Raw genomic sequence first — 25,481 nt, forward strand, 5'->3', positions numbered from 1 at the left:
ACACGAGGAACCAGCGGTCCTTGTCGAGTCCGCGCTGGATCTCGATCGCGACGTCCTGGCTGGTCAGGTCGATGCCGTCGAGGCCATCGACCGCTGCGCGGACATCGGCGAGGAGACTGTCGATGTCCGCGATCACGGCATGCACGAGGTCGTCTGAGCTCGCGAATCCCGCCGGGACGCTTGTGACGGCGCCCTTCTCGGCGACAGCGCTCACACGGGCGTCGAGCGGGAGCCCGAGCGCGACGATGCGTTCCGCCGCCGCGTCGGCGAAATCGCCCGCGTTGCTCGCGATGGTGTCCAGCAACTCGTGGACGCCGACGAAGTTCGCGCCGCGCACGTGCCAGTGCGCCTGCTTGGCGTTGATCGTCAGTGCCTGAAGGCCGAGCACGACGGGCGTGAGGAACTGCGCGGTCGCGACAACCGCCGTCGGGTCGCTCGCGGTCGTGGCGATGGTGTCTGTGCTGCTCATATCAATCGTTCTCCCTGCTCGTTGGTTTCTTGATTCGGTGGACTCGGTCACGATCGGATGTCTGCGCCGGCTGGCTCTGATGCGGTTCGGGCTCGGAGGGCGGGGATGACGTCTTGTCCGATCTCTTCCATGACGTCCTCGACATCTCTGCGTCCCGGCCGCAGCACCAGGTTGATGTGCGCGATCCCTGCCGAGGCCAGTCCCGTGAGGTAATCGGTGAGACCGGTGGTGCCGACCCGTGCGCCGAGGCGGATGGGCTCGAAGGGTGCATCCGGGTTCTCAGCGAGGTCGAGGTAGAGGTTCGTCATGAACGGCTTGAGCGATATCGCCCGCCACTGCGCGGCGACGGCGCGCATCTGCGGGCCTGCACGGTGGTAGGTCATGTGCGCGTCGAGATTCTCGGCCGCCCACGCCGGGGACTGCTGCGCGCCACCGATCCCGATCAGTGGAATCGTCCCGTCCACAGGGGCGGGCAGGAACGAGTCCTGATCGATCCGGCCCTGCGCCGCCTGCTCCCAGATCTCACGCATGACACGCACGCCTTCGCGGTAGGTCTCTCCACGGCGATCGAAATCGGCTCCGAAGAACGGGTACTCGCCCGGCCTGTCGCCCGAGGCGAGGCCGAGCAGCAGCCGCCCACCGGAGAGAGCGTCGACGGTGGCGGCCTCCTTTGCCAGCGTCACAGGGTGCCGCAGCGGGAGCACAATCCCTGCCGTGCCGAGCAATATGCGCTCGGTCGATGCGGCGAGGTAGCCGAGGTAGGGGATGGGGTCGAAGATCTGTCCGGCATCGCCGAAGTCACGCGGTCGCCACATCGGCACGTCCCGGAGCCAAAGGGCCTGGAATCCGAGCCGGTCGGCGAGCTGTGCCCTCTCCTGATGCCGGGTCAGATCAGGGAAGAGACCCTGACCCGAGACATCTCGTCGAGCGAGGTCGTTGTCCAGGGGCAGCTCGATCCCGAGGGACAAGCCGTCCTTGGTGAGTGAGTCTAGAGCGGTCATGGCATGGTCCGTTCAGTACCAGGAGGGCTTGTCGCCGTCGGTGCCGGGCTTGTTCACGCCGAGCGAGGCGCCGACGCTGTCGGCCGGGTTCTTGGCGAGTTCGGCGACGAGCGCGCCGACGCTCTTGCGGGACACCTCGGTGCCCTGGAAGGGCTCATCCTTCTGGGTCAGCTCGTAGTCGACCTCGTCGTCATCTGACAGCCAGGCGGGACGGATGATCGTGTAGTCGAGGTCGGACTCCTCGATCACTTTCGCGGCGGCGCTGTAGGTCTGCAGGTATCCGCCGTCGAGCATCCGGTGGTTCCACTTGCCGTACTCGCCGGGCACCTCGTCGTAGATGCCGAGGGTGGATATCCAGATCAACCGTCGCGTTCCCGCGGCGGTCAGCGCTGCGACGACGGCGCGGGCCTGAGCTTCGATGTCGCCCCCGCCGAGGTTCGCGTACACGATGTCTTGCCCCGTGACGGTACGCGTGAGGAGGTCTTCATCGAGGACGTCGCCCTCGATCACCTGGACGCGGTCGGCGGGCACGTCAGCCAGGCTCCCCGGGCGACGCAGGTACAGGGTCAGCTCGTTGGCAGGCTCTTCCAGCAGTGCGGCGATGGCGTGTCTTGCGATACGTCCGCCGGCTCCGAGCACGGTGATCTTCGTCATGATCTTCTTCTTTCGTTTGTGTGGTCTTGGGGATGGTCAGCGGTTCACGTCGACGACGATCCGGCCGCGGACGCGCCCGTCCAGAAGGTCATCGGCAACGGAGAGGGCCTCGCTCAGGCCAACCTCGCGGCTCATAGCGGGCAGCAGGTCCAGGTCAAGCTCTGCGGCCAGGCGGTTCCACGCTGCGACGCGCTTGTCGTGAGGTTGGGTGACGCTGTTGATGCCGAGCAGACGCACCCCGCGTAGAATGAACGGCGCGACGGTGGCGGGTAGATCCATGCCCTGTGCGTTCCCGCATGCGGCGACGGCGCCGCCCGCCTTCGTCCCGGCACAGGCATTGGCGAGGGTATGGCTGCCGACGGAGTCGATCGCAGCCGCCCAGCGCTCTTTGCCGAGCGGCCGGCCGGGCTCGGATAGCTCTGTCCGGTCGATGATCGTCGTAGCGCCGAGGCGGCGCAGGTAGTCGGCTTCAGCGGGACGGCCGGTCGACGCGACGACCGAGTAGCCGCCGCATGCCAGCAGCGCGATCGCGAACCCGCCGACCCCACCGTTCGCGCCCGTGACGAGGACGTCACCCGAATCAGTGGTGAGGCCATGCGATTCGAGGGTCATGAGGGAGAGCATCGCCGTGTATCCGGCCGTGCCGATCGACATCGCCTGCCGCTCCGAGATCGCATCAGGAACCGGCACGAGCCAGTCCGCACTCACGCGAGCTCGCTGGGCGAGGCCGCCCCAGTGCGTCTCGCCGATGCCCCACCCATTCACCAGCACCCGGTCACCAGGCGCATAGGAGGGACTGTCGCTGTGTTCCACGACCCCGGCGAGGTCGATCCCGGGCACCATCGGGAAGCGACGCACGACCGGCGCCTTCCCCGTGATCGCGAGGGCATCCTTGTAGTTCAGACCGCTGTACGACACGCGAACCGTGACGTCCCCGTCGGGTAGCTCGCTGTCGTCGAGTTCGCGCAGCGTTGCCTGGTATCCGGCGTCGGCCTTGGCGATGGAGATTGCGCTGAACATCATGCTCCCTCGGGACGGAAACGGATGGATGCGAGGAAGCCGGCGAAGAAGACGCCCATCGGTCGGACGTCGCGGGTCAGGCGGGCGCGAAGGATCGCGCCTTCCCAGCCCACCCAGAAGAAGGACGCCAGCTCGTCGCAGTCGGAGCCGGGCGGGATCTCGTCTGCGTCTGCGGCCAGTCGCAGGCACGCCGCGACGCGACGCTCCCAGTCGCGCAGCACGTCTTCGAGCGCTTCACGGTAGCCCTCGGGAAGGGTGGAGACCTCTTGGCCGAGATTGCCGACCAGGCAACCTCGTTCGAAGTCATGTCGCACCATGCCGGCCTTGGCGTCGTTCACAAACCGCGCCAGGCGTTCCAGCGGAGATGGGCCCTCTTCGAGCAGCCATCGGTCGAGCTTGCGGGCGAAGTAGCCCGCATACCGGTGCAGCACCTCGAACCCGAACGCGTCCTTGCTGTCGAAGTAGTGGTAGAAGGAGCCCTTCGGCACGCCGACGCGCTTCAGGACCGTGTCGATGCCGGTCGCGCTGATGCCCTGCATCGTCAGCACCGCCATGCCGCAACGCAGCAGCGCCTCGCGCGTGTCCCCGTGCTCGCGAGGGATCTTCGGGGGGCGTCCCCGGCGGGGTCGAGCTGCGATGTCGGTCATGACAGCGAATTTAGACCGACCGTCTCTAAATATCTACGAGTGAGCGCAGAGCATGCAGAGATCGGCTAATCGGGGCAGGGATCGGCCACTGGCTGGCGGGGCGCGTCAGGTGGGATCGCTGCCGATGGCCGCCATGGCGTGATCGAGGACGGCTGCGAGTGGCAGGGCTCCGTCTCCTTGAGCCCACGCGGCGATCGCGGCGTCGAGATATCCGAACGTCGCGGCGATCAAAGCCCCCGGGCGGGGGTCGCGGGGGTCGTCCGACTGGTTGCCCAGTCGGCGTGAGACCTCGGGGCCGAGCGTGTCGCGCCAACTCGCGACCTTTGTCGCGTGGTGCACGGCGAGAGCCTGCGTGCCGGTGAGCATCTGTGCGACGCGCATCGCGCGGTCGGGGTCCGTGCTGTAGATCGCGAGCAGTGGATCGAGCGAACGGCGCAGTGCGGTCCACGGCGTCTCAACCTCGGGGCGCTTCTCCAGTGCCTCGCGCATCTCCTCGCCGAAGCCGATTACTCGCCTGAGCAGTGCCTGTTCCTTCGTCGGGAAGTAGCGGAAGAACGAGCTGCGGGAGACTCCTGCAGCAATGCAGATGTCGTCAACTGTCGTGCTCTCGTATCCGCGGTCCGCGAAGAGCTCGAAGGCTGTCTCCGCGACATGGTTCGCCACCGCGCTTCGCGCAAGAGCCCGAGCGGTCGGTCGAACAGGTGGGCGAGGATCCTCAAGCATGCCACTCATGCTACTGTCATCCCGAAACTGAAACTACAGTGTCATGTAGGGGACTACAGTCCCGGGAAGGCGGGCTGCAGGATGCCCACACGAAAAGTCATCGTCATCACGGGAGCCAGTGACGGCATCGGCGCGGCAGCGGCCCGCGCCCTCTCCGCACGGGGCCATCGGATCGTTCTCGTGGGACGCAGCCGCGAGAAGACGCAGCGGATTGCGCAAGAGCTCGAGCAGGAGTTCCACGTGGCAGACTTCGCAGAACTCGAGCAGGTGCGCGCGCTTGCGCACCTGCTCCTCGAACGTCACCCGCGCATCGATGTCCTGGCCAACAACGCCGGTGGCGTGTTCGGCAGGAACCGGCAACTGACCATCGACGGGCATGAAGTTACCTTCCAGGTGAACTATCTCGCACCATTCCTTTTGACGAGCCTGCTCATGGAGAGGCTGATCGAATCCCGCGCTTCGGTCATCAACACCTCGAGCGTCGCGAACCGCGCTTATGGGCGCATCGACCTCGCGAACCTGAACGGTCAGAAGCGGTACAGCCCCGTTACCGCGTACGGCAACGCAAAGCTCGCGCAGATCCTGTTCACCAGGGAACTGCACCACCGCTACGCAGACCGCGGCCTGGCCAGTGCCGCGTTCCACCCAGGCAACATCGCGACCAGTTTCTCCACCGAGGCCGGCGCCGGCCTCCGTCTCGTCTACCAGACCTGGATCGGACGGCGCATCCTCCAGACCCCGGACAAAGGCGCCGACACGCTCGTCTGGCTCGCAGACGCTGAAGCCGGAACCGACTACCCATCCGGCGAGTACTTCGTACGGCGTCGCGTCCGCCGAGCCAACCGCCAGGCCTACGACGAGACACTCGCGCGCGACCTCTGGGCGGCGAGCGAGCGCCTCCTTCACTCCCGATAGAGGAGGGGTGCAGGAGAGCGCGGCCTCACGTCAGAGGGAGCTGATCGATCACCCGGCGGCCCCTCTGGGCGGGCATCTTCCGCGCAAGCACTCAGGTAGTCGGCCACATCCGCTCGGGCGCCGAAACACCCAGCAGGCCGAGGCCGTTGCGCAGCACCTGTCCGGTGGCGTCGTTCAGCCACAGACGCGTGCGGTGCACGCTCTCGATCGGGTCATCGCCGAGCGGAGTGATGCGGCAGTTGTCGTACCAGCGGTGGTACAGGCCGGCGAGCTCCTCCAGGTAGCGGGCAACGCGGTGCGGCTCGCGCACCTCGGCGGCGAACGCCACGACGCGCGGGAACTCCTGCAGAGCGCCGAGCAGCGCCGACTCGGTCTCGTGCGTGAGCAGCTCGGGGGCGAACTTGGAGCGGTCGACGCCCGCGTCGGCGGCGTTGCGGGCCACGTTGTGCGTGCGGGCGTGCGCGTACTGCACGTAGAACACGGGGTTGTCGTTCGTGCGCTTGCGCAGCAGGTCGGGGTCGAGCGACAGCGGCGAGTCGGCCGGGTAGCGCGCGAGCGAGTAGCGCAGCGCGTCGGTGCCGAGCCACTCGCGCAGGTCATCGAGCTCGATGATGTTGCCCGCGCGCTTCGAGAGCTTGGCACCGCCGATCGAGACGAGCTGGCCGATCAGGATCTCGACGTCCTTCTCGGGGTCCTCGCCCACCGCACCCGCGAGCGCCTTGAGGCGGTGCACATAGCCGTGGTGATCGGCGCCGAGCAGGTAGATCTTGTGCGCGAACCCCCGGTCGCCCTTGTTCAGGTAGTACGCGGCGTCGGCGGCGAAGTAGGTGTACTCGCCGCTGGAGCGGCGGATGACGCGATCCTTGTCGTCGCCGAAGTCCGTCGTGCGCACCCACACCGCGCCGTCCCGGTCGAAGACGTAGCCCTGCGCGCGCAGCCGGTCCACGGCGCGGTCGACGAGGCCCGGCCCTCCCGCCTCGCCCGCGGCATGCAGCACGCGCTCCGAGAACCACACGTCGAAGTGCACGTTGAATTTCGCGAGCGAGCCTTCGATCTCCGTCAGCTGCAGCGCGTACGCGTCATCGCGCGCGGCGACGAGCTGCTCGTCGGCCGGCAGGCTCAGGATGTCCGGACGCGCCTCGAGCACGCGACGACCGAGCTCCGTCACGTACTCGCCCGGGTAACCGCCCTCGGGCGTGGACTCGCCCTTTATCGCGGCCAGCACGGAGGCGCCGAAGCGGTCCATCTGCACGCCGGCATCGTTGATGTAGAACTCGCGCGCCAGCGTCGCGCCCGAGAACTGCAGCACCCGGCCGATGCTGTCGCCCAGCGCGGCCCAGCGGGTGTGGCCGATGTGCAGCGGGCCCGTGGGGTTCGCGCTCACGAACTCGAGGTTGATCGTGTTGCCGATCTGCGTGTCGTTGCGGCCGTAGTCGACGCCCGCCTCGACGATCGTCTTCGCGAGAGCGCCCGCGGCTCCCGCCTCGACGCGGATGTTGATGAAGCCAGGTCCCGCCACCTGGACCGACGCGATGCCGTCGGCCGAGGCGAGCTCCTCGGCGATCTCCCGCGCCAGCTCGTACGGGTCCGCACCGAGACGCTTGGCGATCTTCATGGCGATGCTGCTGGCCCAGTCACCATGATCGCGGTTCCGTGGACGTTCCAGCACAATGTCGGTGGCGCTGAGAACGAGCGCTTTCTCCGGGCATCGCCGCGCGGCGATCGGCGCGACGACGGCGAGGAGAGCGGCGGCGAGACCCTTTGTCACCCCGGGGACCACCCGCGTAGGAATGCGAGAACCTTTGCGTCAGGCATCTCACAGGCCCGGAGGCAGTCAGCGTCCTGAGTCCGGTACACATTGGCGCTGACTAGATCATTTCCCCCTAGTTCCTCGGCGTAGATGCTGACGCTTCGTCCGCCTGCGTGCTCCGTTCGAGCTAGTCCGTAGGGACGTCCGTTGTAGACAACACGGGTCCAGCCTATTGGCACCCGGTCGAGCAGCGTGGAAAGGGGCTCACTGCAACGCTCGCCGCGCTGTGGTCGAGTGAGAGCATCCGTGTTGCTTCGCTCGCTGGGGCTTCGCCTGCTTTGCGAATTCAGATTCCCGGTTACGTGGCCCGGGCTAGTCACGTTCAATGTGTCCACCGTCCTCACGGCCTCGCCGGACAGCGTAGGGCCGCCCTGTAGACCACCCTAGACGCAGACTGGACCCCAAAGACCAAAAGTTGCGTATGTCGCGTCTGACCTCCCGCACATCAGCGAACTCGACGCGCCCGCCGGATCGACTGGCCCTCCGCTGCGCAGTGCACAAGGCGTCGGTCTCCGACGCGGTGCCGCTCAGATGCTCTGACGAGTCACCACAGGTTCGCTCTGCTGCGGTCGCCCGATGACGGGGCGGGGCGTGCCCAACTCTCGTACCCGCTCGCCGACGGCCTGCGCCACCTTCCTTGTACCGGCTACCGTGGCGTCCCGCACAGCCCGGTGCAGTCTCTCCTGCCCGTGACTGATCGCGTCCGCGGCACGTTGGCTGCTGTGTCGCATCAGTTCCGATGCGGGCATCCACGTCAGCCGCGAACGATCCTTCACCTGAGCGGCGATGCGCTCCCGACGCGCCGCCAACGCCGGGTCCGACAAGCGAGCCAGCGCGTCCGAATCCCTTTGCGCCGTCTCCACATGCTCCGGCCCGGCCGTTCGTTCAGACGCCACAGTCACTACTGAATCCCTGCCATCCTGCTTCAGCGGGATGTACCGCTCGTCGTCAGCCGTGTTCATGATTCCTCCTCTTTCTCCACTGCGGTCTCGGACCGCTTCTCGACTGATTTCAGCCACCGTCCGACGGTCGTCGGATGGACACCGAGCTCGAACGCGATCTGTCGGTTCGACAGACCCCGCTTGCTCAATCGGATCGCCTCTTCAGGCCCGCCCATATCCGCGGGCGCCCGGCTCGGCGTAGATGATGCCGCGTGCGTGTCTTCCGCTGTGACTGCTGTGCTCACTGTTCCGGACGCCAACGCTCGAACCGGCGTACGCTCCAACCTCCCTTCCTGCATCAGGGTCGTGGCCGGGACGACATCGGCATCCTCACCGACGGTCGGCACGGCGCGGCGGTAGCGGCCCAGCTCCACGGTCAAGTGCGTGGCCGCAAGCAGTACGATCGGTGGCACCGATGCCACGAGTGCCGCCACTATGCCGGGCACGGTGTCGTCAGCGGCGACCAGTGCGTGCGTGATGTTCGCCGTGATCGACACCAGCGCTGCCCCGGCCAACAGCAGCCATGGATACCGGGTCGCCGCCCGCCCATACGGTGACAAGGCGACCACCGACATCGTCGCGATGACGATTACCCCGTCCACGATCAACGGCCATACCCACGCGAGCCCCACCGCGGTGCCCGCGCGGGACGCGAGGTCCGCGAGCGCGGTGAACGATAGCCAGAACGCGCCGACTCCCAGCAGCACCGTGCCGATGATCGAGGCACCGACGACCCAGGCACCCATCCGACGCTGCGGCATACCCGTCACAGCGCCGGCACGGAGACGTCGACCGTCGCCGTCGTGCGCACCGGAGTCGCCGTACCCAACTCCACCGTCCGGGCCCGCGACGTCTCCCGTTCAGCGTCGGGGCCGGTGCGGTCAAGCCCGGGCGGGTACCCATCGCCGATGCCCGCATCCGGCAGCTTGTCGAGGATTTCCAGTGCCACGCGACGCACCCGCTCGCCGGTCTCGCGCACCACGTCCACCGGTTCCTTGTCCGCCACCGACTGCGCCCACGTCGCGACGTAGGGAATCGTGTAGTCGCTGGTGTCCATGCCGTGCGCCGCGCCGATCATCATCGCCACCGACTCCGCTTCTACCTCTCGGATGCCTCGATGATGGGTGACGGCCTCAGCCGGGTCGTGCATGCGGACGTGCCCGAGTTCGTGCGCCAGCGTCTTCACCCGCGCTGCATCGTCCATGTCCGCGCGAACTGCGACAACCTTCGTGTCGTAGATCGTCACGCCATTCGCTCCCCAGATGGAAGTCGCATCCACCGCGTCCTGCAACTCGAATCCCTCCGTCGCGACCTGGGCGGCGAGCCCCGCCCACAGCCCGGCCGGCGCCTCTCCTTCGAGCAGCCGCGGCATTGGCCGCTCCGGGATCTCCGACCCGCTGGTCTGCGTCACATCCCACACGTAGGCGGGCTTCACGTTGACGATCCTCGAACGCACCACCTCGCCTGCTGCAGGTTTCTCCCGGGCTTGCAGTCTGCGCCACGACATCGGATCGGAGGGATCTTTCGACGCGAATCGCCCCATCACCGGGGCGTAGATCATGTACCCGGATTGGCCCTTGTCGACCGACCGGTCGAGTTGTTTCCACTGGTTGAACCCCGCTACGTACGTCGGCACCGGCGTCGATACTCGTCCCTGTTCGTATGCGTCGGTGTGCTGGGCGTAGATCAGCAGTGTGTTCCGAAAACTCCGAGATCTGAACCGGGCCGCGAACTCGATTGCCCTCTTCCAATCCTCACCCGTCGTCAGCCCCGCGACGGCAGTCTCGAGCTTCTCCGCCATCTCGTCGAGCTTGGCTTCACGCGCCGCCTGCACCTCGGCCGGTGAACGTCTCATTCGGGCCACTCAGACCACCGCCTTCACGTCCGCACCGACCACGCTCGGATCGGCTATTCGTGAGGACAGGTGCGCGCGTCACACCCCACAAGTCCGTGCTGGAGGTGACCTCGGGAACCTGCTGCTGTCCCGCGAGTAACCATCCCGGGTGCCCGGCACTCCCGAGCCGCCATCGCCCTCTCGCTACTCTCCGCCGCTCATCCTGTTCGCCGTCGCGTGTCCAGATTCCTCCCGAGTTGCGGGCTGGCGCTGTCGCCGCTTCTGCACGGAAAGTCAGGCGGTCACCGCTGACGCGGTGGCAGCACTGGTTGGGCAATCCTGCGGATTGCCTTTCGGCTGCTTGATTGTGCGGGACCATTCCCTTCTGCGCAAGGCACGCAAAAAATCTCCCCGATAGTAGATCTCCTTCCCCTGGCGTGGGGGAGGAGATTTTTTGACTCTTCGGCCTTGCGCATTCATTCCTGGCCCCTTTTCTCGGCATGTGCCGAAAGGCAATGGCAGGGAGGGAACAGCCACACCACCGGGTGTGACGGCCCTCCGGGATTCAGGAAAGGAACCGAAAGCCATGACCATCATCGACACCACCCCGACCCAGGCCGCAGACCTCACCCCCGCCCAGGAGGCCGTGCAAGGACCGGAGGTTCGCCGGATCAGCCCCCACGCCCTCGTCGTGGAGGACAACATCCGCTCACAGGTCGACCTCGACCGGGCATTCGTCAACTCGATCAAGCTCCACGGCGTGATCGTGCCCATCCTCGCTCACCCCGACCAGGACGGAAACATCATCGTCCGCGACGGCCAGCGCCGCACCCTCGCCGCCCGCGAGGCAGACGCCGAGGACGTGCCCGTCTACGTCGTGGACGCCTCCGACGAGAAGCGCATCCGCATCATCCAGCAGTACATCACCAATGAACACCGCGCAGGCCTCACCGACACCGACCGGGCCGAGGCATGGCGGCAGTTGGCGCTGGACGGGATGAGCGTCACCGCGATCGCCAAGCAGACCGGCACCAAGCGCACCACCGTCAAGACCGGTCTTGCCGTCGCCGAAAGCGACATCGCCAAGACCGCCGTCACCCAGCACGCCCTCACCCTCGACCAGGCACTCATACTCACCGAGTTCGAGGACGACCCGGACGCGCTGGCCGAACTCACCAGCATCGCCGCACGCGACCCGGAATCGTTCGACCACTACGCCCAGCGGCACCTGGACGACAAGGCCACCAAGGAGGAAATCGCGGCCCTGCGCGCCCAGTACGAAGCAGACGGATACATCGTCGTGGACTACCCGGCATGGGGCGACGAGGACGTGGCGTTCTTCCATGACCTCCTCACCGCCGACGGCGAGCGCGTCACCGAGGAGAACTACGCCGGGAAGGACGGGCACGCCGTCGCTATCGGGGAGCGGTGGGGGAGCATCGACGTCGCGCACGTCGTTGTGAACTGGCGTGAGCACGGCCTGACCTCCATCCGGCACAGCCAGCCCACCACCCGATCCGGGGCGATGACCGAGGAGGAGAAGGCCGAACGTCGCCGCGTCGTCGCGAACAACAAGGCATGGGTCAGCGCGGAGAAGGTGCGCCGCGCATGGGTGACCAAGTTGCTCGGCCGGAAGCGTCTGCCCTCTCAGGCGCTCGCGTTCGCGGCAACCGTGATCGCGGACAGCCGTTACGAGGTCGCCCGCGCCGCAAACGACGGGCACGACATGGCCGCGACCCTCCTGGGCCTCGACGGTCAGCGCCACTACGGGCAGCCGCACCCCATCGCCGCGATGACCCAGGCCACCCCGACCAAGGCCGGACACGCACTGCTCGCCGTCGCACTCGGCGCTATGGAAGCGGCAACCGACAAGAACAGTTGGCGCAACCCCAACGAGTCCATCCGCCAGTACCTCGACCAGCTCGCCGCATGGGGATACACCCTCTCCGACGTCGAAACCCTCATCACCGACCCCGACAGCGCCACCCCCGGCGAGGACGCTCCGACCCCCACCGAGGAAACGGATGCCGCCGACGAGGAGAGCGGCACGGACGAGGACGAGGCAACCAGTGACGCCGACGACGAGGAGAACGGGCCGGAGGACGTGACCGCGCTCGAGAACCCCGCCGACGACGAGGAGCCGTCCACCGAGACGGACGCCGCCGACGCCACCGAGGCACGCGGCACAGACGAGGACAACGCGACCGACGCTGGGGCCGAGGTCGCAGACGCCGCCTGACCCGCCGTCAATAACCACAGGGGCCGGCCATCGCATCGCCGTCGGTGACCGGCCCCGCTCCCTCTTTCCGTTTCGCGACCTCACAGGAGCAGACATCATGAGCACCCAGATTCTCGACCGCATCACCGCCGACCCCGACCAGCAGGAACGCTACGCACGCATCGCGCTGGCCTGTCTGACCATCCCCGGCGAACCGAACCCGCCCGCCGTCCGTCTCACCGGCACCAACGGCCCCGCCGTCGTCCAGCACACCCTCGATACGCTCCCGCCCGCCATCGCAGAACAGACCGTGATCGACGCCCTCGACAGCGCCGCAGACGGCACCCACCGGGTACTCATCCCCACGGACCCGGAATGGCCCACCGGGCTCGACGACCTCGGCACGGAACGCCCCGTCGCTCTCTGGGCATCCGGAGACCTCGACCTCCTCACCGGCACCCCCGCCCGAGCCGTGACGATCACCGGAGCCAGAGCCGCCACGAGCTACGGCGACCACGCCGCCGCCGAACTCGCCCACGACCTCACCAGTACCGGGCGCAGCATCATCACCGGAGGCGCGTACGGGATCGACGCCGTCGCCACCCGCGCAACCCTCGCCGCATCCGGACACCCCATCGTCGTCCTCGCATCCGGCATCGACCGCCCCTACCCGGCAGGCAACACCGGCCTGCTACATCAGGTCACCGAGCAGGGCCTCGTGCTCACCGAGACCCCGCCGAGTGTTGCACCGACCCGCTCCCGGTTCGTTGCACGCACCCGCATCCTTGCAGCGCTCGCCGCTGCAACCGTGATCGTGGAAGCCGGAGCGCGCTCGGGCGCACCCCAGGTCGCGCACACCGCGCACCGCCTCGCGCGCACCGTGGGAGCAGTGCCCGGCCCGATCACGAGCACCACCAGCACGGGATGCCACCTCCTCATCCAAGCGGGCATCGCCCGCCTCATCACCAGCGCCGACGACCTCGCCCCCACCGTGGACGAGTAACCGCCAGCACCCCCGGACGGCGCCGACCGCGTTACCAAGCCACGGTCGGCACCGCCCGAACCCCTCTCACACCGCACCCTGCGCCCGACCCTCGCCGCCAGCACCATGACCAGCCCACGCACCCAGCACCCGGCGCCAGCTCCGCCTCCGCTCGACCCGAAACCGGCCCCGCGGACCTCCTCCACCACGCTCCGCACCCGCTCTTCTCACAGTCGGATACACGTCTTGCATTTACACGCCGATCGAGCATTATTGCGGCAGAAGCCTCTTCCGCGCCCGCGTCGATGCGACCTCGCCGCCGCTACGCAGCGATCCCGCTCTCGCTCGATAAAACAGCCGACACCGCACGCGCGCCCGCGCCTGAAACTTGCCGAGACATCGACCCGGGCCCGAGAAATCACCACGCGCGCAACTCCACAGCTCGCGCTACGGCCGAACAGGGATCGAGCCTCACCACCACCGGCGCTCACACCGCCGACAACGGCGACCGGAGCCGAAACACCCCGGCACCGCGCCCGCCATACGCGATGGCGAGGCGAACGTGCTCCGCAACACGCACGCGCACAACAGCCCGCACATCACACCCGCAACACGAAGCCCCCGCAGCATGTTGCACACAGCAAAGGCCCCGGCAGCTCCAAGCGTGCTGCACGCCTCGCGCCCGCACATCCGCGACCTGTAACATCCCTGCACGGACCCGATGCACCGCAAGAAGGAAGCCCTAGCGGCACCATGCAACACCCGGTACCATCGACAGCACCCGGCGGGCAATTACATGCTTCAGGATTCAGGACGCACCATCGGTGCGAAGGGGCCCAGCCACCAACAACACAACCGAGCACGAATGTGCTCGACCGTTGAAGGAGGCCCCTGATGTTCCTCATCTCACTCGCCATGCGCCCCGCCGCCGCCGTCTACAACTGGTGCCAGCGGTGGCTCCCCAGCAATCGACTCGTCACGCTCCTACGCACGCGGCGAGGCTACCGTTGGGGCGTGCCCGCCGTGCTCCTCGGCGCCCTGTACTTCGTCGTCGGGATCGGCTGCTACGGTGCTGTCCGCCTCGGACATACCGAATGGCTCTACCTCGGCATGCTCGTCTTCTGGTGGACCGCCCTCAAACTCGCCGTCCACGGCGTGACGGCGACCATCCGTCTCCTCATCGCCCGCGGCCACGAGAACCTCGCCGTCCGCGCCGCCATCCGCAACGAACGCCGCATCGCCGTCGCAGAAGGTCGAACGGCGCCGACCCACACCGTCGCCGAACGCCGCCGCATTACCGGTGACGTAAGGCACACCTTGCTCGCGCAGTGAGAGACACCGGCCGACAGCCCTCCTTAACTCTGACGGCCGCCCAGAGCCATAACTCCGAGTATGCAACTTCTGGGCGGGCCGATACGACCAGACTCGTACTCGATGCCCCATAGTTTGCGCATGAGCACCGCCCCCGAGTGGCGATGGGACTGGTCGTCAGATGGTATCTTCCTTCGGAAACGCTTCAGTCTGAGAACGCGTCGGAGAAGTAGCCCAGCTTCGGGTCGTCCAGAGTGCCGATTACGAGACCTCGATCGAGGAATCGATTGAACTCCTCACAGCTGGTCTCGGGGAGGAGCCCACAGGCGTGACACGCCGCAAGGTTGCAGGAGTCCGGTCCCTGCCCCTTCTCGCCTGCATCCATACACACCGGATCAGTCGAGCACCAGTGAGCGTCCGCCAGTGCAGAGGCAAAAACTTGCCGCAGGTTGTCCGGGCGTGCCATGCGAACAAGTCCGCCCATCGTCCCTTCTGAGTCGCCCGCCGCTGTGTAGATCAGTACGCCGGCCATGTTCCGATCGGCCGAGTCAGAGACGTAGAGACGCTCCCGGAGCGAAGCCGAGCTGTAGCCGCAGGCGAAGATGAACTCGTTGATCAAGAGATGCGACAGCGTATGCAGCAGCACGAACCTTGGGCTAATCGTCCGCCCCTGCAACCCGCGCTGGCTTGCCACTGATCCGTAGTGATCGGTGATCCGCTGGGCGCGTGCCTGAACCTCCGCACGCCCCTCCCAGGCTGCAAGGCGTGTCCCATCGAGTTCGAAGTAGATTCCTTCACCCTTGACCACATAGGCCGGCAGCCAATCCTGTGCAGGGGTCAAGCTGGCACGCCTGAGCATCGCCTTCCCCTCCGTCAGCTTCAGCTCGCCGTCGCGAACTCGCGTAAACCCCCGCAACGCGCGCGTCTCCCGAAGCACATCGATCGACCTCACGCGAGAGAGGTGGCTTGCTAGATCAGCGTGAAGACCGGGGTCGGATGCCGCGAGGAAGTCATCTTTCGGTGTCTCGCGAATCTTCACGTATTCCGGATGCCGCCAGATGTCGTCGCTCGTCAGGCTCTCCGCGTCGACCGGAGTCTCGACTGGCTCCTCCCCGCTGCTCTCGCCGATGCCGAACTGATCTTGGTATGCCGCCAGTAACTCGTCGTCCGAAATGGGAGCGAAGAGTTCGGGCGGGACGTTTCGCTCCAGCAGCTTCCGTAGCTGCCCGCCCGACACCTCATCAAGACTCAACTGAAACACGTTGTTGAAGGTCGTGCTGACAGCAGGGTGTCGGAGCAGCTGATGGACCTCCTCGCTGACGGCTCCCTCACGTCGAGGGAGATAGATCGAGGACTCCACCTTGGGGAAGTAGACGTTTCCAGCAGCGCGCAGGGCGCCTCGAATCGGTTGATCGCAAACACCGTCAAGCTGCGCTAACCAGGGCCGAGCCCCACCGCAGAGATAGGGCTGTTCGGGCGAAACGAGCTGATCGCTGAGATTGGTGTGCTCCTCGCCGTTCTTGTCGAATCGGGCCTCGGTGACCCCTCGAAGCGAGCGCTCCTGCTTGCAGGTATCGCAGGTTACGACCTGCCCTTCGAGCCCGCCGCCTCCGCGTGATACGAGGCGCAAGGTGCCCGTACATGATGGGTTGGCCGATCGATGCACCCACTTGTCAAAGGGAAAGTCATCCAGGTGTCCTCGGGCGCAGATCGCCACGAACGGAACCTGCGACATCTTCGGCTTGTACTTCTTGTCGGCATGCTCCTTGTCCTGGCACTCAACGAGCGTCTTCATCGTGAGCTTGCTGAGTTCCAGACGCTTGCAATAGATGCAGAACGACCATCGGGGGAAGCGCAACACGGGCACGGTAAGTCGGACGTTTCGCAAGTCGCTGCCCTGGCCTGACGGCCTGTAGTCCGGTGGCAGTCGGAACTCGGAGACTTTGAGGCGAGACTCAAGCCGCCAGTCGTGTTCCTGGTACTCCTCCATCGCGAGAGCGCTTTGGTCGACGACCTCGTACCAGTGATCAAGACCAGCAGTGATCACTGAGGTCCCATTCACAAGCACGCTCATGGCCCCCACGCCGAATGGAGTCACTAGCTGCGCTCGGCGCATTGCTCCAGTGCTCATGCTGGCTCCTCCGCGGCCGTGTCCTCGAACAGGTACGCCTGACTGATCTCCAGGCGGCATTCGGCATCGACGTTCCGCATGCTTGTCGGCACATCCCAGATCGTCGCGCGCCTATCGAGATCAGGGAGGGTTCCCGCGAACCGCATGAGCCCCTGCAGCGGATCACCAGTACGGGGGTTGGCGTCCCACTCGGTACGCTCCCAACCACCCCACTGACGGGCGCGATCACGCGCAAAACGATCGAGGACCGGGAGCTCGTCGGGTTCCGCGATTTCTGCTCGCTCACGCAGCAGGCGAATGGCCTCGTCGTAGGCAGTCGAAGGGAACGGGTCGGGTCCGAGTGTCTCGGGAGCGGTCTGCCGAACATAGGCGACCGCGGCAGCGTGAAGCGCTCTGCGAAGGACCGGCATGGCAAATGGAGTGACGGAAGTAGGCTCCACCTGCGCGTAAAGCTGTTGATGGTAGGTGCGGAAACGCTCGTAGTGGCTGCGGTCACGCGGCTTCGCGGCCCCGTAGATGGTGATGACCAGTCCAGGGCTGACTTCCTGCTTCCGGCCGACCCGACCGCTCACCTGGATGTACTGCGCCGTGGTCTTCGGTTGCCCGACGATCGTCATCAGCGCGAGCCGATCGATGTCCACACCTACCTCGATGATGTTCGAGGCGAGACAGATATCGATAGCCTCTTGTCGCTCCTTCCCAGGGGCGTACCTCACCTGGAGCTGTTCGATCGCTTTTGGAATCTCGTCTGACCGCCGCCTCGATGTGAGTTCCATCTGTCGGTGAGGCCACCGTGGCACGATCCCGTCCCGTCGGCGGAGCCCGGTGAGATAGTCGGGAATGTCAGCCTGGAGGAGCGAGACGGTATTCCCGAGTTCCCGGAGCGAGTTGAGGAAGTTGAGGTTGGTCCAGTAGCCGTCCCGGTCCTCTTCCGGGATGTCCACCGCGGCCTGGAGGGTTGCGGCGGCGACGCGGACCTGGACCGTCTGTGTCGAGCCGAGCGATGCGCTCATCACACCGATGTAGCGCCGCCCTGGTTCCGGGGTTCCGTCGGCCGAAGTCGCGGGTTCAGCGAAGAAGGATCGCCCCTCCTCAAGACCGTGCGGCGGAAAGAGCGCGACGGTCTCCCTGCCGAAAAGCCCCTTGATCTGGTCCTCATATCGTCTGACCGTCGCCGTGGAGGCAATGATCTTGGGGAGCACAGGACTCGCGCCGCGGCGATCGGTACAGAGTTCGTCGATCACGGGCTCGTAGATTCCGACCATTGAGCCGAGCGGGCCGGAGATCAAGTGCAGCTCGTCCTGAATGATCAAGCTGGGCGGGGACACCTTTCGCGCGCCACTCCCGTCAAGCCCGAAGAGATTCCTCGCCCTGGGGCGCCACGCCATCATCGCGAACTTGTCGACAGTCCCGATGACAATCGAGGGCCGAGCTTCATAGATATCGTCATCGACAACATGGACCGGCAGACCAGCGCGGCGTGAATACTTGCACTCGCCGTCAATGCAGCGGAGCACGACCCTGCCCGCTGCTTCCTCGTACCCGATCGGTTCCTGTCCACCGCCCTTCTTAGGCTGCGGGCCCATCTGTGCACCGCACCAGGGACACCTCAGCAGAAGGAAAAGGTTCTGCTCGTGAGGTCGTCTACGCAGAGCCCGCAAGTTGTCAAGTGCTTGCTTCCACGTATTCGGCGTTGAGCTGCCACCCAGCCAAATCCCAATTCCAAAGGGAGCAGCACCGAGGGTGTCAGAGTTCTGCTCCCGAATGTCTTCGAGCACGCAGACCAGCGATGCAGCACGGAGGAACTGCTGCGCCGTGAGGAGACGCAGGGTGTATCGCATGAGCGTGTCTGTTCCGGCGTCCTCGGGGTTACGGAGCCGCCGGGAGAGCAAACTGACGGCGGCCGCGCCAAGGTACGCCTCTGTCTTGCCACCACCAGTGGGGAAGAAGATCAGATCGACGTCGCTGCGAGTCTGGCGTTCTGGCTCTACGAGTTCGGGCAGCACTGCAAGTAGGAACGCGATCTGGAATGGACGCCAGTATCCCCGGCCAGTCGGCACGGTGAGTGCGGGGTGCGCTCCCTCGACTCTCCAGCGACCATCGCCGCTCTGCTTGGCCTCGCGCAGCTCGAATCCGGATCGGACCTGCTGGAGCAGCATCGCCTCGTTTGCCCAGCGAAACGCTCGCGCAGCTCGATCGTTCGCTGCCACGAGGCTCCAGCCTGTTCGCATCCGCGTCAGCGCCGCTCGTGCTCGACGCATGTGCTCACTCGCGGCGTCCTGATAGCGCGGAAGCAACTCGGGGATCTCGGCCTCCCGCCGGTCGATCCACTTCTCGTACTGACTGAGGACAAGCTCCACTTGGGCGGCGCCGTCCTCGCTACCGCTTGCCAGGGCCGCCATACTGACAGCCACCGGCTGCCGCTTGCCATCGGCATCGAAGGCAGGATTCCCGTTGTCGTCAGACAGGTACACGTTCGGTGAGAGGCTGACGACCTCATATGCAGGCAGAGCCGCGGCCTGCACGAACGGCACAACTCCATCGGCGTTGACTGCCCCCCATTCGGCTGCACAGCCATGCCCGATCGCATAGGTGCGCTGGTTCCGGTAGAGGAGGTCAAGTGATCGCTCCTCCTCGTCCCGGTCGGGCAGCTCGACCTCCGGATAGGGGACGATGTCAGCGTCGCCGACAGTCGACACCTTGAAGCCAACCTGAAAGACCGCCGCAGACGGGCCGGAACCAGGGGCATCGTTGACGACTGCGAGGGTCACGATCCTGAGAGCCGGGTCGTCAGCCCCGGGGACCGGACGACTGAACACTCGCACCGCAAGAGGGACAACGCCTTCGCCGCTCAGGAGCACGACGTCGATAACTTTGAGCCGATTCGTCTCCCGCAGAACCGTACGACCCGAGATCGTGCCGACCGCCTCGAAGGGGCGTCTGACCCACCAATCGACTGGTTTGGCGACACCTGGGATGTGCACGGTCAGCTTCTCGTATCTCGCGCCGACTACCTCAACTGTGAGGGTTCCCGAGTCAGCCATGCGAGTCTCAAACGAGACGGCCATCGCCGACGGCTTGAACGTGTTGGCATCCGTGAGATCGAAGTCATCCGAGTCAGCGACATCGTGACGGACGTGGCCCTGAATCTCGACAGGCGGCCCAATCTGGTCGTCTTCGGAGAGCGCGATACCGGTGATTCCGTCGAGGGCGTCGGAAACCTCCTCGACGGCGCTTTCCACCGGCGAGCCGCCGACGGTGGCGCCCGCGAATAAGACTCCGACGCCGTAGCGCTTGAGCGGGGTGCCGCTCGTGAGAATCTCCTGGCCGCTGTCCGCATCGTGGAACTGGCCCCGGGATGCCTCCGTCGTCTCGAAATGCACGACTCCAGCGTTAATCGTCAGCGGCTGCCCCCGCACGGGATCACCGTCGAGAGGCCCGAAGAGCTCGCGCCGTAGGGCCGCCTCAACGGTCTCACGGGCTTCGATTCCGCTCATGCCTCTCCTCCAACCAGTCGCCGTAGCGTCTTCGTTTCTACCAGGGCGGTCAGGCGATCCGTCGCGCGTGTCAGCCCGACGTAGACGAGGGCATCGAAGTGCGGCCCACCGGAGTCATCAAGGTCAGTGACGATGACGGCCGGCGCGTCCAGTCCCTTGAACGAGTGGATGGTGCCGTAGCGGAGCCGCCCCTTGATCGGCTTCGAACCGTCTGCGGGACTCAGCACTTGACGAAGCCAGGGCTCAGATGTGCTCGCAGCGACAGAACTATCGCCAAGCGGGCTGAGCACGACGATCTCTGTCAGATCGAAGCCTTCGTCACGCAGATCGCCTACGACCTTCCGCAATATGGCGGCCTGGTCCTCGCCGCGGACGTACTTGATGATCGTCGGATCGATACCGTCGTCGGTTCGGCGGAACTCTCTGAACCCCGGCGTCAAGTGACCGAGGAGATTCACCTGATATCCGATGCGGGGCAGGTTCCGACAGTTCTCGGACAGCCGGAACGACGCCAGATGCGGCGATCGGGCGCGAAGTACCTCGCGTGCCCCCTCGCTGCCATAGATCGCCTGGCGTTCAAAGTCACCGAACATGAGAACGCGACCGTCGCGCAGCCCGCCCTTGACGAGCAGATCGAGCAAGTCGAGGTAGGTGCCAGTCGCGATGTCCTGAATCTCATCGACGATGAGGAAGTCCCCGACCTCCTCCGCACTCCGCTCAGCAAGGCCCTCAAGGGCCTTCTCGGGCAGCACTCGCTCCCAGAAGTCGCTATCGGCGTCTGCCGGCGGGCCGCTCATGCCGGCGAGTCGCAACATCTCCTGGTGCAATGTGCCCACGCGGAGCCCCACGACATCCATGAGCTTCTCGCGGAGACTACGCCCAAGTAGGCGGTTGAAACACAGAAGTCGACCTGCTCGCCCCTGAGCGACCTCCCGCTGAGCCGACTCAGCGGCGAGGAAGGTCTTGCCTGTGCCGGCGGGGCCTGTGAACAAGACGCCTCTGTTGTCGGCGGCTGAGTCCAGTGCGCGGTACTGCTCCTCGACGAACTGTGCGAGCTGACCCTCTCGCGCTTGTCGGCGGTCCCCAGCAGTCATCACAACCTCGAACCGCGGACGAAGCGTAGCCACGATCCGTTCAGTGGTGGCCCGGTCCGGGCCATATCCACCAAACCCGAAGTACTTGATCATCGAGGCGAGGTGCTGCGCTCCCTCTCTCATGACTCGTTCAACCGCTTGAGCTGTGGTCGGGAGGTCGCTCGAATCAAGCACCTGCCACGAGTGCCACTCAGGTGAGTCGGGCAGCGTCGCTCGCGCACGCACTCCCGTGAACCACACCGCGTGCAGGACCGGGACGTCCCGCAGCTCGACCCGTTTGCTCCGGAGGTAGCCCCGGATGCTGTGCATCGCCTCCTGCGCCTGCTGAAAAGGTCCTCGCACGGTCGGAGGGTCCTGACCGAGGCGCCAGGTGCCATCGGAGCTACGCGCGACCGACAGGTGCGACTTCACCTCTACCACCAGCAGGCCAGCGTCGGGCGCGACGACGACGAAGTCCGCCTCTCCTTCGACCTGTCGCTCATGCTGCGCGATCCCAAGTGAGTGCAGCACAGTCCAGTGTTCAGTCCCAGCTGCGTCCCGCAGTGCCACAAAGACGGCCTTCTCGCCTGGAGGCGCGGACTCGGTGCAGTAGGCCGGGATCATTCGAGCCATTGAGCACCCTCGTCGGCAAAGGGCACGCGAGCGTCGTAGCGGGCGACCAGTTCCGTAAATGGCGCGATCGCAAGGACGCGGGTGACGAACATGCCCCGAAAGCCTGGCTCAGCAATGTCGAGAGTCATATGACCGACGCGCTCGAGCTCGTGAAGGTCCGCGGCATCCGCCGCTGCTTCCAGCCGGTCACGCAGCTCCCGGGTGGCTCGATGCACCTCATGTCTTAGCAATGAGGCGTGCCCGAAGTGCGGCTGGATCGGTAGCCCCAGCCATCCGAGGAGCCGCTCGAAATCGCCATCACTCTGCGGACGGATAACGTGCGGCGATGCCCAGGCGCGAACCTGGCCGGCCGCGCGAACACCGAGTGCACGCAAGGCGCGTTCGGAGTCGCGGATGCCTCTCGCCCTAAGTTGCTCAATCAGTGCAGACTTCCAGGACGCCTGCGACTCCTGGGTTGCTGACGCGCGAGGGCCGATTCGCGTATATGCTCGCGCATGGAGGGACTCCCGCTCAGCCTCACCTTCACGCAGAAGCAGGTACGTGCCCGGAGCGACCGCGGACACCTCCGAATAGCCGACGCGCTCGCCAGGCGGCTGTGTCGGATCAAGCGCACGGATGCGCTCACCATCGTCATCAAGCCAGATTGCGCGATTCCCCGAAAGAAGAATCTTGCGCGCTTCCACCTCGTCCGCGTGCGGCGCACGGTCCTCACTCACCCGGCTCCCCCAGACCGGCTGCGGAAGGAGGTCCTCCTCCTGGATCGGCTCGGTCTCCGACATCGCAGGCTCCGGCGGCGCAGGCAGCGCATCGCCGACCTCGACGATGCGCGCGGCGACCTGGATACCGCCTTCGGCGTACTGTGCGATCGCCGACCTTGGGACGTTTCGATCGCCGAACCACGCCGGAAGGATAAACGTCACTTCCAGCGTGCGGGGCGCAGTGACCGCCGTCGGTTTGAAGAATCGCGGGGGACCCACGAAGTAGGCGATGTCCTCGGAAACATCGGCGCGCTCAAGATCGCCGAGCGTGAGAACTCGTGCCCCAAGCGAGCCGAGCCATTCGCCCAGGGCTTCTCGCGATCGACTGCTCGCAGTCACGACAATTGCCGAGTCCACTCCGACCTCAGTCAGCGACTCAAGCAGTACGGCGCCTACGAGTGGGTCGCGGGTGCAGAGTGCCGCCGCGGCGTCAGCGATCTCTCGCAGGAGCGCATCTTCGTCGACGGCTCCGATCAGCTGCCGAGCCTGACGACCCACCTCGCCCGCAGCAGCCGTGAGCTGAGCATTGCGCTCTATCGGCATCGGGTCGGTGATGAGGCGCCAGCGCAGTGCTTTCGCGGCACCGGCAAGATGATCCCAGACGCCGGGCCCATCCCGCTGGATCAGTCGGAAAAGGCCGCGGGTGGCCGAATCGAACCTTGCACCGAGTTCGTCCCGAACAGCAATGATCTCGACGCCATGCCGCACCAGCGAAGCCGAGGCTGTATATCGCTGATCGAGTCCGATGATCCGCGACGTCATAGTGCCACCGTGAATCCGAGTGCCTCGACACCGGCAGGAGGAGCCCAACCGAGCTGTGTCGACAGCGCAATCGGCTCTCCGCGCGAGTTTCTGAGCTGCACGACCTGTTCCGCTGCACTCTCGTCAGCAACGGATCGATCGAAGACGCACACGACGATCGGGCTTAGGACGTCATTGAGATATCTGATCGCACCTTGGCCGTCCAGAATCGTGAGGGATACGTCATCCGAAAGCGGAAGCTGGTCAGCAAGGCCCGAAGACGAGTAGATGCGCGAGAACCAAGTTGCCGATTTCTCGGTCCTCGGCAGAAGCAGGGTAGCCAGCGAGTCGCCATCGGGATCATCACCCCGGGCAAGAACAGCTTCGAGGTCGTCGCTGATCCAGCTTTTCGTGCCCACGATTGCGAGGTCCGCCGCAGGAGCGACAAGACGCCGCGCCCAGTTTCGGTCAACACCTGTCATCCGACCGATGCTCCCGATGCGCGGTCGCGGCATCCGCTCGGCCGGGTCGCCCTCGGCAGTGGCCGCGACTGCTTCCAGCATGTCGACGACCCACTGCCCTGCGAGTGTGACATCAACGCGCAGCTTGTCTCGCACGACCTTCTCGGACAACCCCTGGAACCTACCTGAAATCACGTGGTTCGCGTTGACGGCACGATAGTTGCCCTGCGGCAGTGCCGCGCGCAGAACCGTCAACGGATCAGTCGCCACCTGAGTGGGCGGCCTTCCGAGAGTCCAACCGGAACCAATGAGCGCCGCTGCATACTCGCGACTCGGAACCGAGATTGCAATGATCAGCTGTCGACCTCTGAAATCATCAACCTTCCGCGCAAGCCGCGTTCCCAACGCGAGGATGGGACCAATCCAAGACGAGCAAACCGAGGCGGAGTCAGGGTTTTCAGCAAGACTGAGGAGCACGTTCGGCCCAGGCCGACTCTCCGCCTTACTCATCGTTTCCTCCCCCCTCCACTGTAGGGATGACGGCCGACATTGGACGCAGGCAGCGGCTGAGCTGACTACGCTGTGACCGTCTGGGTAGCGCTCGCCGACGTGGTTAGCGCAGTCGAGGTGGCCGCCGCGAGCGAACGAGCCACGGGCGGTGGCACAGCGTTCGAGACCTGCTCCACCTGCTGTGAGAGAGTGCCTTCGAGGACGAATGACCTCGGGAAGCCCTGCAGGAGCATCGCCTCATAGATGCTGAGCCGACGCGCTCCGTCCGGATGAACATGAATCTCGCGATGTCCGTAGGCGACCGTGGGACTTGGCTTGTCCCACGACAGGCGTCGGAAGCTCCTAGTGGGCGCGGGCGCAGCGGTCTCGCCCTTGAATCTCTTGGACCGCGGAGTCATCGTCCAATGGTTCGGATGTGTCGGGATGTCGTCCGCTGAGAGGCTTCGCGAGAAGAAAACTGGCTGAGGCAGGTGACCAATTGCGCCGCGCACGGTCAAGTCGACTCCCTCGCGGGAGATTGTCTTCGGCTTGAAGGCGCTAGCGGCTGCCTCGTTCTTGAATCCTGAAATGATCACACGGTTCCGTGTCTGGGGCACGCCGTAGTCGAGGGCCGAGTGGTCGGCGACACCCGCCGTGAGTTCCAACTCTTTGAGGCGAGCCAGGATCCCACGGAATGTCACCGAGTGCTTCGCATCGCGGATGCCCATGACGTTCTCGAAGAGCACGAACTGCACGTCGTAGCGTGTTTGCAGCGCCTGAACGATCTCAAGGTAGAAGGTTGGCATTTGATTTCGGGGGTCATCAGCGCGAGAGTTCGAGTTCGCGCGTGAGAATCCCTGACACGGGGGCCCGCCGATGATTCCGATGGCCTCGCCATCCGTCAGCGCCTTCGCGATCTCATCCAAGACGGCGAGGCTGCCGGACGCCTCGTTCCGGATCGTGATGTCCGCCGCAACTGACATGGTCGCTGGGAAGTTGCGCTTATGCGTCTGCACCGCGGCCACCATCCGATCGACAGCAAAGGCGATTTCGTAGCCCTCCAGATGGAAGCCAAGATCAAGTCCTCCTGCACCCGAGAAGAGGCTCACGATGCGGGGCAAGACCATCGGGCGCTCCTTCGGCTACGCAGGCACCCGACTGGGCCTTTCCGGC

The 25,481-nt window shown here is 65.6% G+C and carries 20 protein-coding genes; 4 read left to right on the plus strand and 16 right to left on the minus strand.

Features of this window, described 5'->3' with window-relative positions; translation table 11 throughout:
- The 6 genes from M3C17_RS06385 to M3C17_RS06410 all read right to left on the minus strand — a co-directional run.
- A partial coding sequence (locus tag M3C17_RS06385; RefSeq protein ID WP_259976820.1) for a Dps family protein occupies positions 1–469 on the minus strand: 469 nt, incomplete at its 3' end.
- A gap of 47 nt (positions 470–516) precedes the next feature.
- Complete coding sequence (locus M3C17_RS06390; protein ID WP_074040866.1) at positions 517–1,470, minus strand: TIGR03571 family LLM class oxidoreductase; 954 nt, start codon at positions 1,468–1,470, stop codon at positions 517–519.
- Between the two features lie 12 nt (positions 1,471–1,482).
- Positions 1,483–2,124 carry an SDR family oxidoreductase gene (locus M3C17_RS06395; RefSeq protein ID WP_074040865.1) on the minus strand — a complete coding sequence of 214 codons (642 nt, stop codon included), beginning with the start codon at positions 2,122–2,124 and terminating at the stop codon, positions 1,483–1,485.
- A gap of 36 nt (positions 2,125–2,160) precedes the next feature.
- Positions 2,161–3,147: an MDR family oxidoreductase gene (locus M3C17_RS06400; RefSeq protein ID WP_200829309.1), complete on the minus strand. Its 987-nt coding sequence runs from the start codon at positions 3,145–3,147 to the stop codon at positions 2,161–2,163.
- Positions 3,144–3,791: a TetR/AcrR family transcriptional regulator gene (locus M3C17_RS06405; protein WP_074040864.1), complete on the minus strand. Its 648-nt coding sequence runs from the start codon at positions 3,789–3,791 to the stop codon at positions 3,144–3,146. Before M3C17_RS06405 ends, M3C17_RS06400 begins: the two co-directional genes overlap by 4 nt.
- 105 nt (positions 3,792–3,896) lie before the next feature.
- Entirely contained in the window at positions 3,897–4,454 is a 558-nt protein-coding gene (locus tag M3C17_RS06410) for a TetR family transcriptional regulator (protein ID WP_074040863.1), read from the minus strand.
- 141 nt (positions 4,455–4,595) lie between these two features.
- On the opposite strand from M3C17_RS06410, the gene M3C17_RS06415 reads away from it, so the two are divergent.
- Positions 4,596–5,429 (plus strand): SDR family NAD(P)-dependent oxidoreductase, encoded by an 834-nt coding sequence (locus tag M3C17_RS06415; RefSeq protein WP_074040862.1) that lies wholly within the window; start codon positions 4,596–4,598, stop codon positions 5,427–5,429.
- A gap of 91 nt (positions 5,430–5,520) precedes the next feature.
- On the opposite strand, the gene argS is transcribed toward M3C17_RS06415, so the two are convergent.
- The 4 genes from argS to M3C17_RS06435 form a co-directional block, all read right to left on the minus strand.
- On the minus strand, positions 5,521–7,197 hold the full coding sequence (gene argS, locus M3C17_RS06420; RefSeq protein WP_074040890.1) for an arginine--tRNA ligase: 1,677 nt from the start codon (positions 7,195–7,197) through the stop codon (positions 5,521–5,523).
- Between the two features lie 569 nt (positions 7,198–7,766).
- Complete coding sequence (locus M3C17_RS06425; protein ID WP_074040861.1) at positions 7,767–8,201, minus strand: hypothetical protein; 435 nt, start codon at positions 8,199–8,201, stop codon at positions 7,767–7,769.
- Positions 8,198–8,926: a DUF2637 domain-containing protein gene (locus tag M3C17_RS06430; protein WP_131941896.1), complete on the minus strand. Its 729-nt coding sequence runs from the start codon at positions 8,924–8,926 to the stop codon at positions 8,198–8,200. Before M3C17_RS06430 ends, M3C17_RS06425 begins: the two co-directional genes overlap by 4 nt.
- 20 nt (positions 8,927–8,946) lie before the next feature.
- A complete protein-coding gene (locus M3C17_RS06435; protein WP_074040860.1) occupies positions 8,947–10,035 on the minus strand; it encodes an ArdC-like ssDNA-binding domain-containing protein in 1,089 nt (362 codons plus the stop codon).
- A 565-nt stretch (positions 10,036–10,600) separates the two neighbouring features.
- Between M3C17_RS06435 and M3C17_RS06440 the strand changes: the two genes are divergently transcribed.
- The 3 genes from M3C17_RS06440 (at position 10,601) to M3C17_RS06450 (ending at position 14,546) form a co-directional block, all read left to right on the plus strand.
- On the plus strand, positions 10,601–12,253 hold the full coding sequence (locus M3C17_RS06440; RefSeq protein WP_074040859.1) for a ParB N-terminal domain-containing protein: 1,653 nt from the start codon (positions 10,601–10,603) through the stop codon (positions 12,251–12,253).
- A gap of 97 nt (positions 12,254–12,350) precedes the next feature.
- Positions 12,351–13,235: a DNA-processing protein DprA gene (locus M3C17_RS06445; RefSeq protein WP_074040858.1), complete on the plus strand. Its 885-nt coding sequence runs from the start codon at positions 12,351–12,353 to the stop codon at positions 13,233–13,235.
- 873 nt (positions 13,236–14,108) lie between these two features.
- Entirely contained in the window at positions 14,109–14,546 is a 438-nt protein-coding gene (locus tag M3C17_RS06450) for a hypothetical protein (protein ID WP_074040857.1), read from the plus strand.
- Between the two features lie 184 nt (positions 14,547–14,730).
- On the opposite strand, the gene drmB is transcribed toward M3C17_RS06450, so the two are convergent.
- From drmB to M3C17_RS06480, 6 genes are all read right to left on the minus strand, one after another.
- Positions 14,731–16,656, minus strand: coding sequence for a DUF1998 domain-containing protein (gene drmB / locus M3C17_RS06455; protein WP_074040856.1), 1,926 nt, complete (start codon positions 16,654–16,656; stop codon positions 14,731–14,733).
- Positions 16,653–20,153, minus strand: coding sequence for a helicase-related protein (locus M3C17_RS06460; protein ID WP_074040855.1), 3,501 nt, complete (start codon positions 20,151–20,153; stop codon positions 16,653–16,655). Before M3C17_RS06460 ends, drmB begins: the two co-directional genes overlap by 4 nt.
- The gene (locus tag M3C17_RS06465; protein ID WP_239279600.1) at positions 20,150–21,859 is read right to left on the minus strand and encodes a nuclease-related domain-containing DEAD/DEAH box helicase; all 1,710 of its coding nucleotides are present in this window, start codon (positions 21,857–21,859) and stop codon (positions 20,150–20,152) included. The genes M3C17_RS06460 and M3C17_RS06465 overlap by 4 nt, the downstream gene beginning before the upstream one ends.
- Entirely contained in the window at positions 21,847–23,379 is a 1,533-nt protein-coding gene (locus M3C17_RS06470) for a hypothetical protein (protein ID WP_074040853.1), read from the minus strand. Before M3C17_RS06470 ends, M3C17_RS06465 begins: the two co-directional genes overlap by 13 nt.
- Complete coding sequence (locus M3C17_RS06475; RefSeq protein ID WP_235006245.1) at positions 23,376–24,074, minus strand: hypothetical protein; 699 nt, start codon at positions 24,072–24,074, stop codon at positions 23,376–23,378. Before M3C17_RS06475 ends, M3C17_RS06470 begins: the two co-directional genes overlap by 4 nt.
- A 320-nt stretch (positions 24,075–24,394) precedes the next feature.
- The gene (locus M3C17_RS06480) at positions 24,395–25,435 is read right to left on the minus strand and encodes a DNA cytosine methyltransferase (RefSeq protein WP_074040852.1); all 1,041 of its coding nucleotides are present in this window, start codon (positions 25,433–25,435) and stop codon (positions 24,395–24,397) included.
- Positions 25,436–25,481: the final 46 nt, after the last annotated feature.

The organism is Microbacterium sp. p3-SID336, assembly GCF_025143365.1.
GTDB lineage: Bacteria > Actinomycetota > Actinomycetes > Actinomycetales > Microbacteriaceae > Microbacterium.

Coding starts and splice junctions, on each gene's coding strand:
- M3C17_RS06390 (WP_074040866.1), bottom strand. CDS start 1,470: ATGACCGCTCTAGACTCACTCACCAAGGACGGCTTGTCCCTCGGGATC.
- M3C17_RS06395 (WP_074040865.1), bottom strand. CDS start 2,124: ATGACGAAGATCACCGTGCTCGGAGCCGGCGGACGTATCGCAAGACAC.
- M3C17_RS06400 (WP_200829309.1), bottom strand. CDS start 3,147: ATGATGTTCAGCGCAATCTCCATCGCCAAGGCCGACGCCGGATACCAG.
- M3C17_RS06405 (WP_074040864.1), bottom strand. CDS start 3,791: ATGACCGACATCGCAGCTCGACCCCGCCGGGGACGCCCCCCGAAGATC.
- M3C17_RS06415 (WP_074040862.1), top strand. CDS start 4,596: ATGCCCACACGAAAAGTCATCGTCATCACGGGAGCCAGTGACGGCATC.
- M3C17_RS06425 (WP_074040861.1), bottom strand. CDS start 8,201: ATGAACACGGCTGACGACGAGCGGTACATCCCGCTGAAGCAGGATGGC.
- M3C17_RS06430 (WP_131941896.1), bottom strand. CDS start 8,926: ATGGGTGCCTGGGTCGTCGGTGCCTCGATCATCGGCACGGTGCTGCTG.
- M3C17_RS06435 (WP_074040860.1), bottom strand. CDS start 10,035: ATGAGACGTTCACCGGCCGAGGTGCAGGCGGCGCGTGAAGCCAAGCTC.
- M3C17_RS06440 (WP_074040859.1), top strand. CDS start 10,601: ATGACCATCATCGACACCACCCCGACCCAGGCCGCAGACCTCACCCCC.
- M3C17_RS06445 (WP_074040858.1), top strand. CDS start 12,351: ATGAGCACCCAGATTCTCGACCGCATCACCGCCGACCCCGACCAGCAG.
- M3C17_RS06450 (WP_074040857.1), top strand. CDS start 14,109: ATGTTCCTCATCTCACTCGCCATGCGCCCCGCCGCCGCCGTCTACAAC.
- drmB (WP_074040856.1), bottom strand. CDS start 16,656: ATGAGCACTGGAGCAATGCGCCGAGCGCAGCTAGTGACTCCATTCGGC.
- M3C17_RS06460 (WP_074040855.1), bottom strand. CDS start 20,153: ATGAGCGGAATCGAAGCCCGTGAGACCGTTGAGGCGGCCCTACGGCGC.
- M3C17_RS06465 (WP_239279600.1), bottom strand. CDS start 21,859: ATGGCTCGAATGATCCCGGCCTACTGCACCGAGTCCGCGCCTCCAGGC.
- M3C17_RS06470 (WP_074040853.1), bottom strand. CDS start 23,379: ATGACGTCGCGGATCATCGGACTCGATCAGCGATATACAGCCTCGGCT.
- M3C17_RS06480 (WP_074040852.1), bottom strand. CDS start 25,435: ATGGTCTTGCCCCGCATCGTGAGCCTCTTCTCGGGTGCAGGAGGACTT.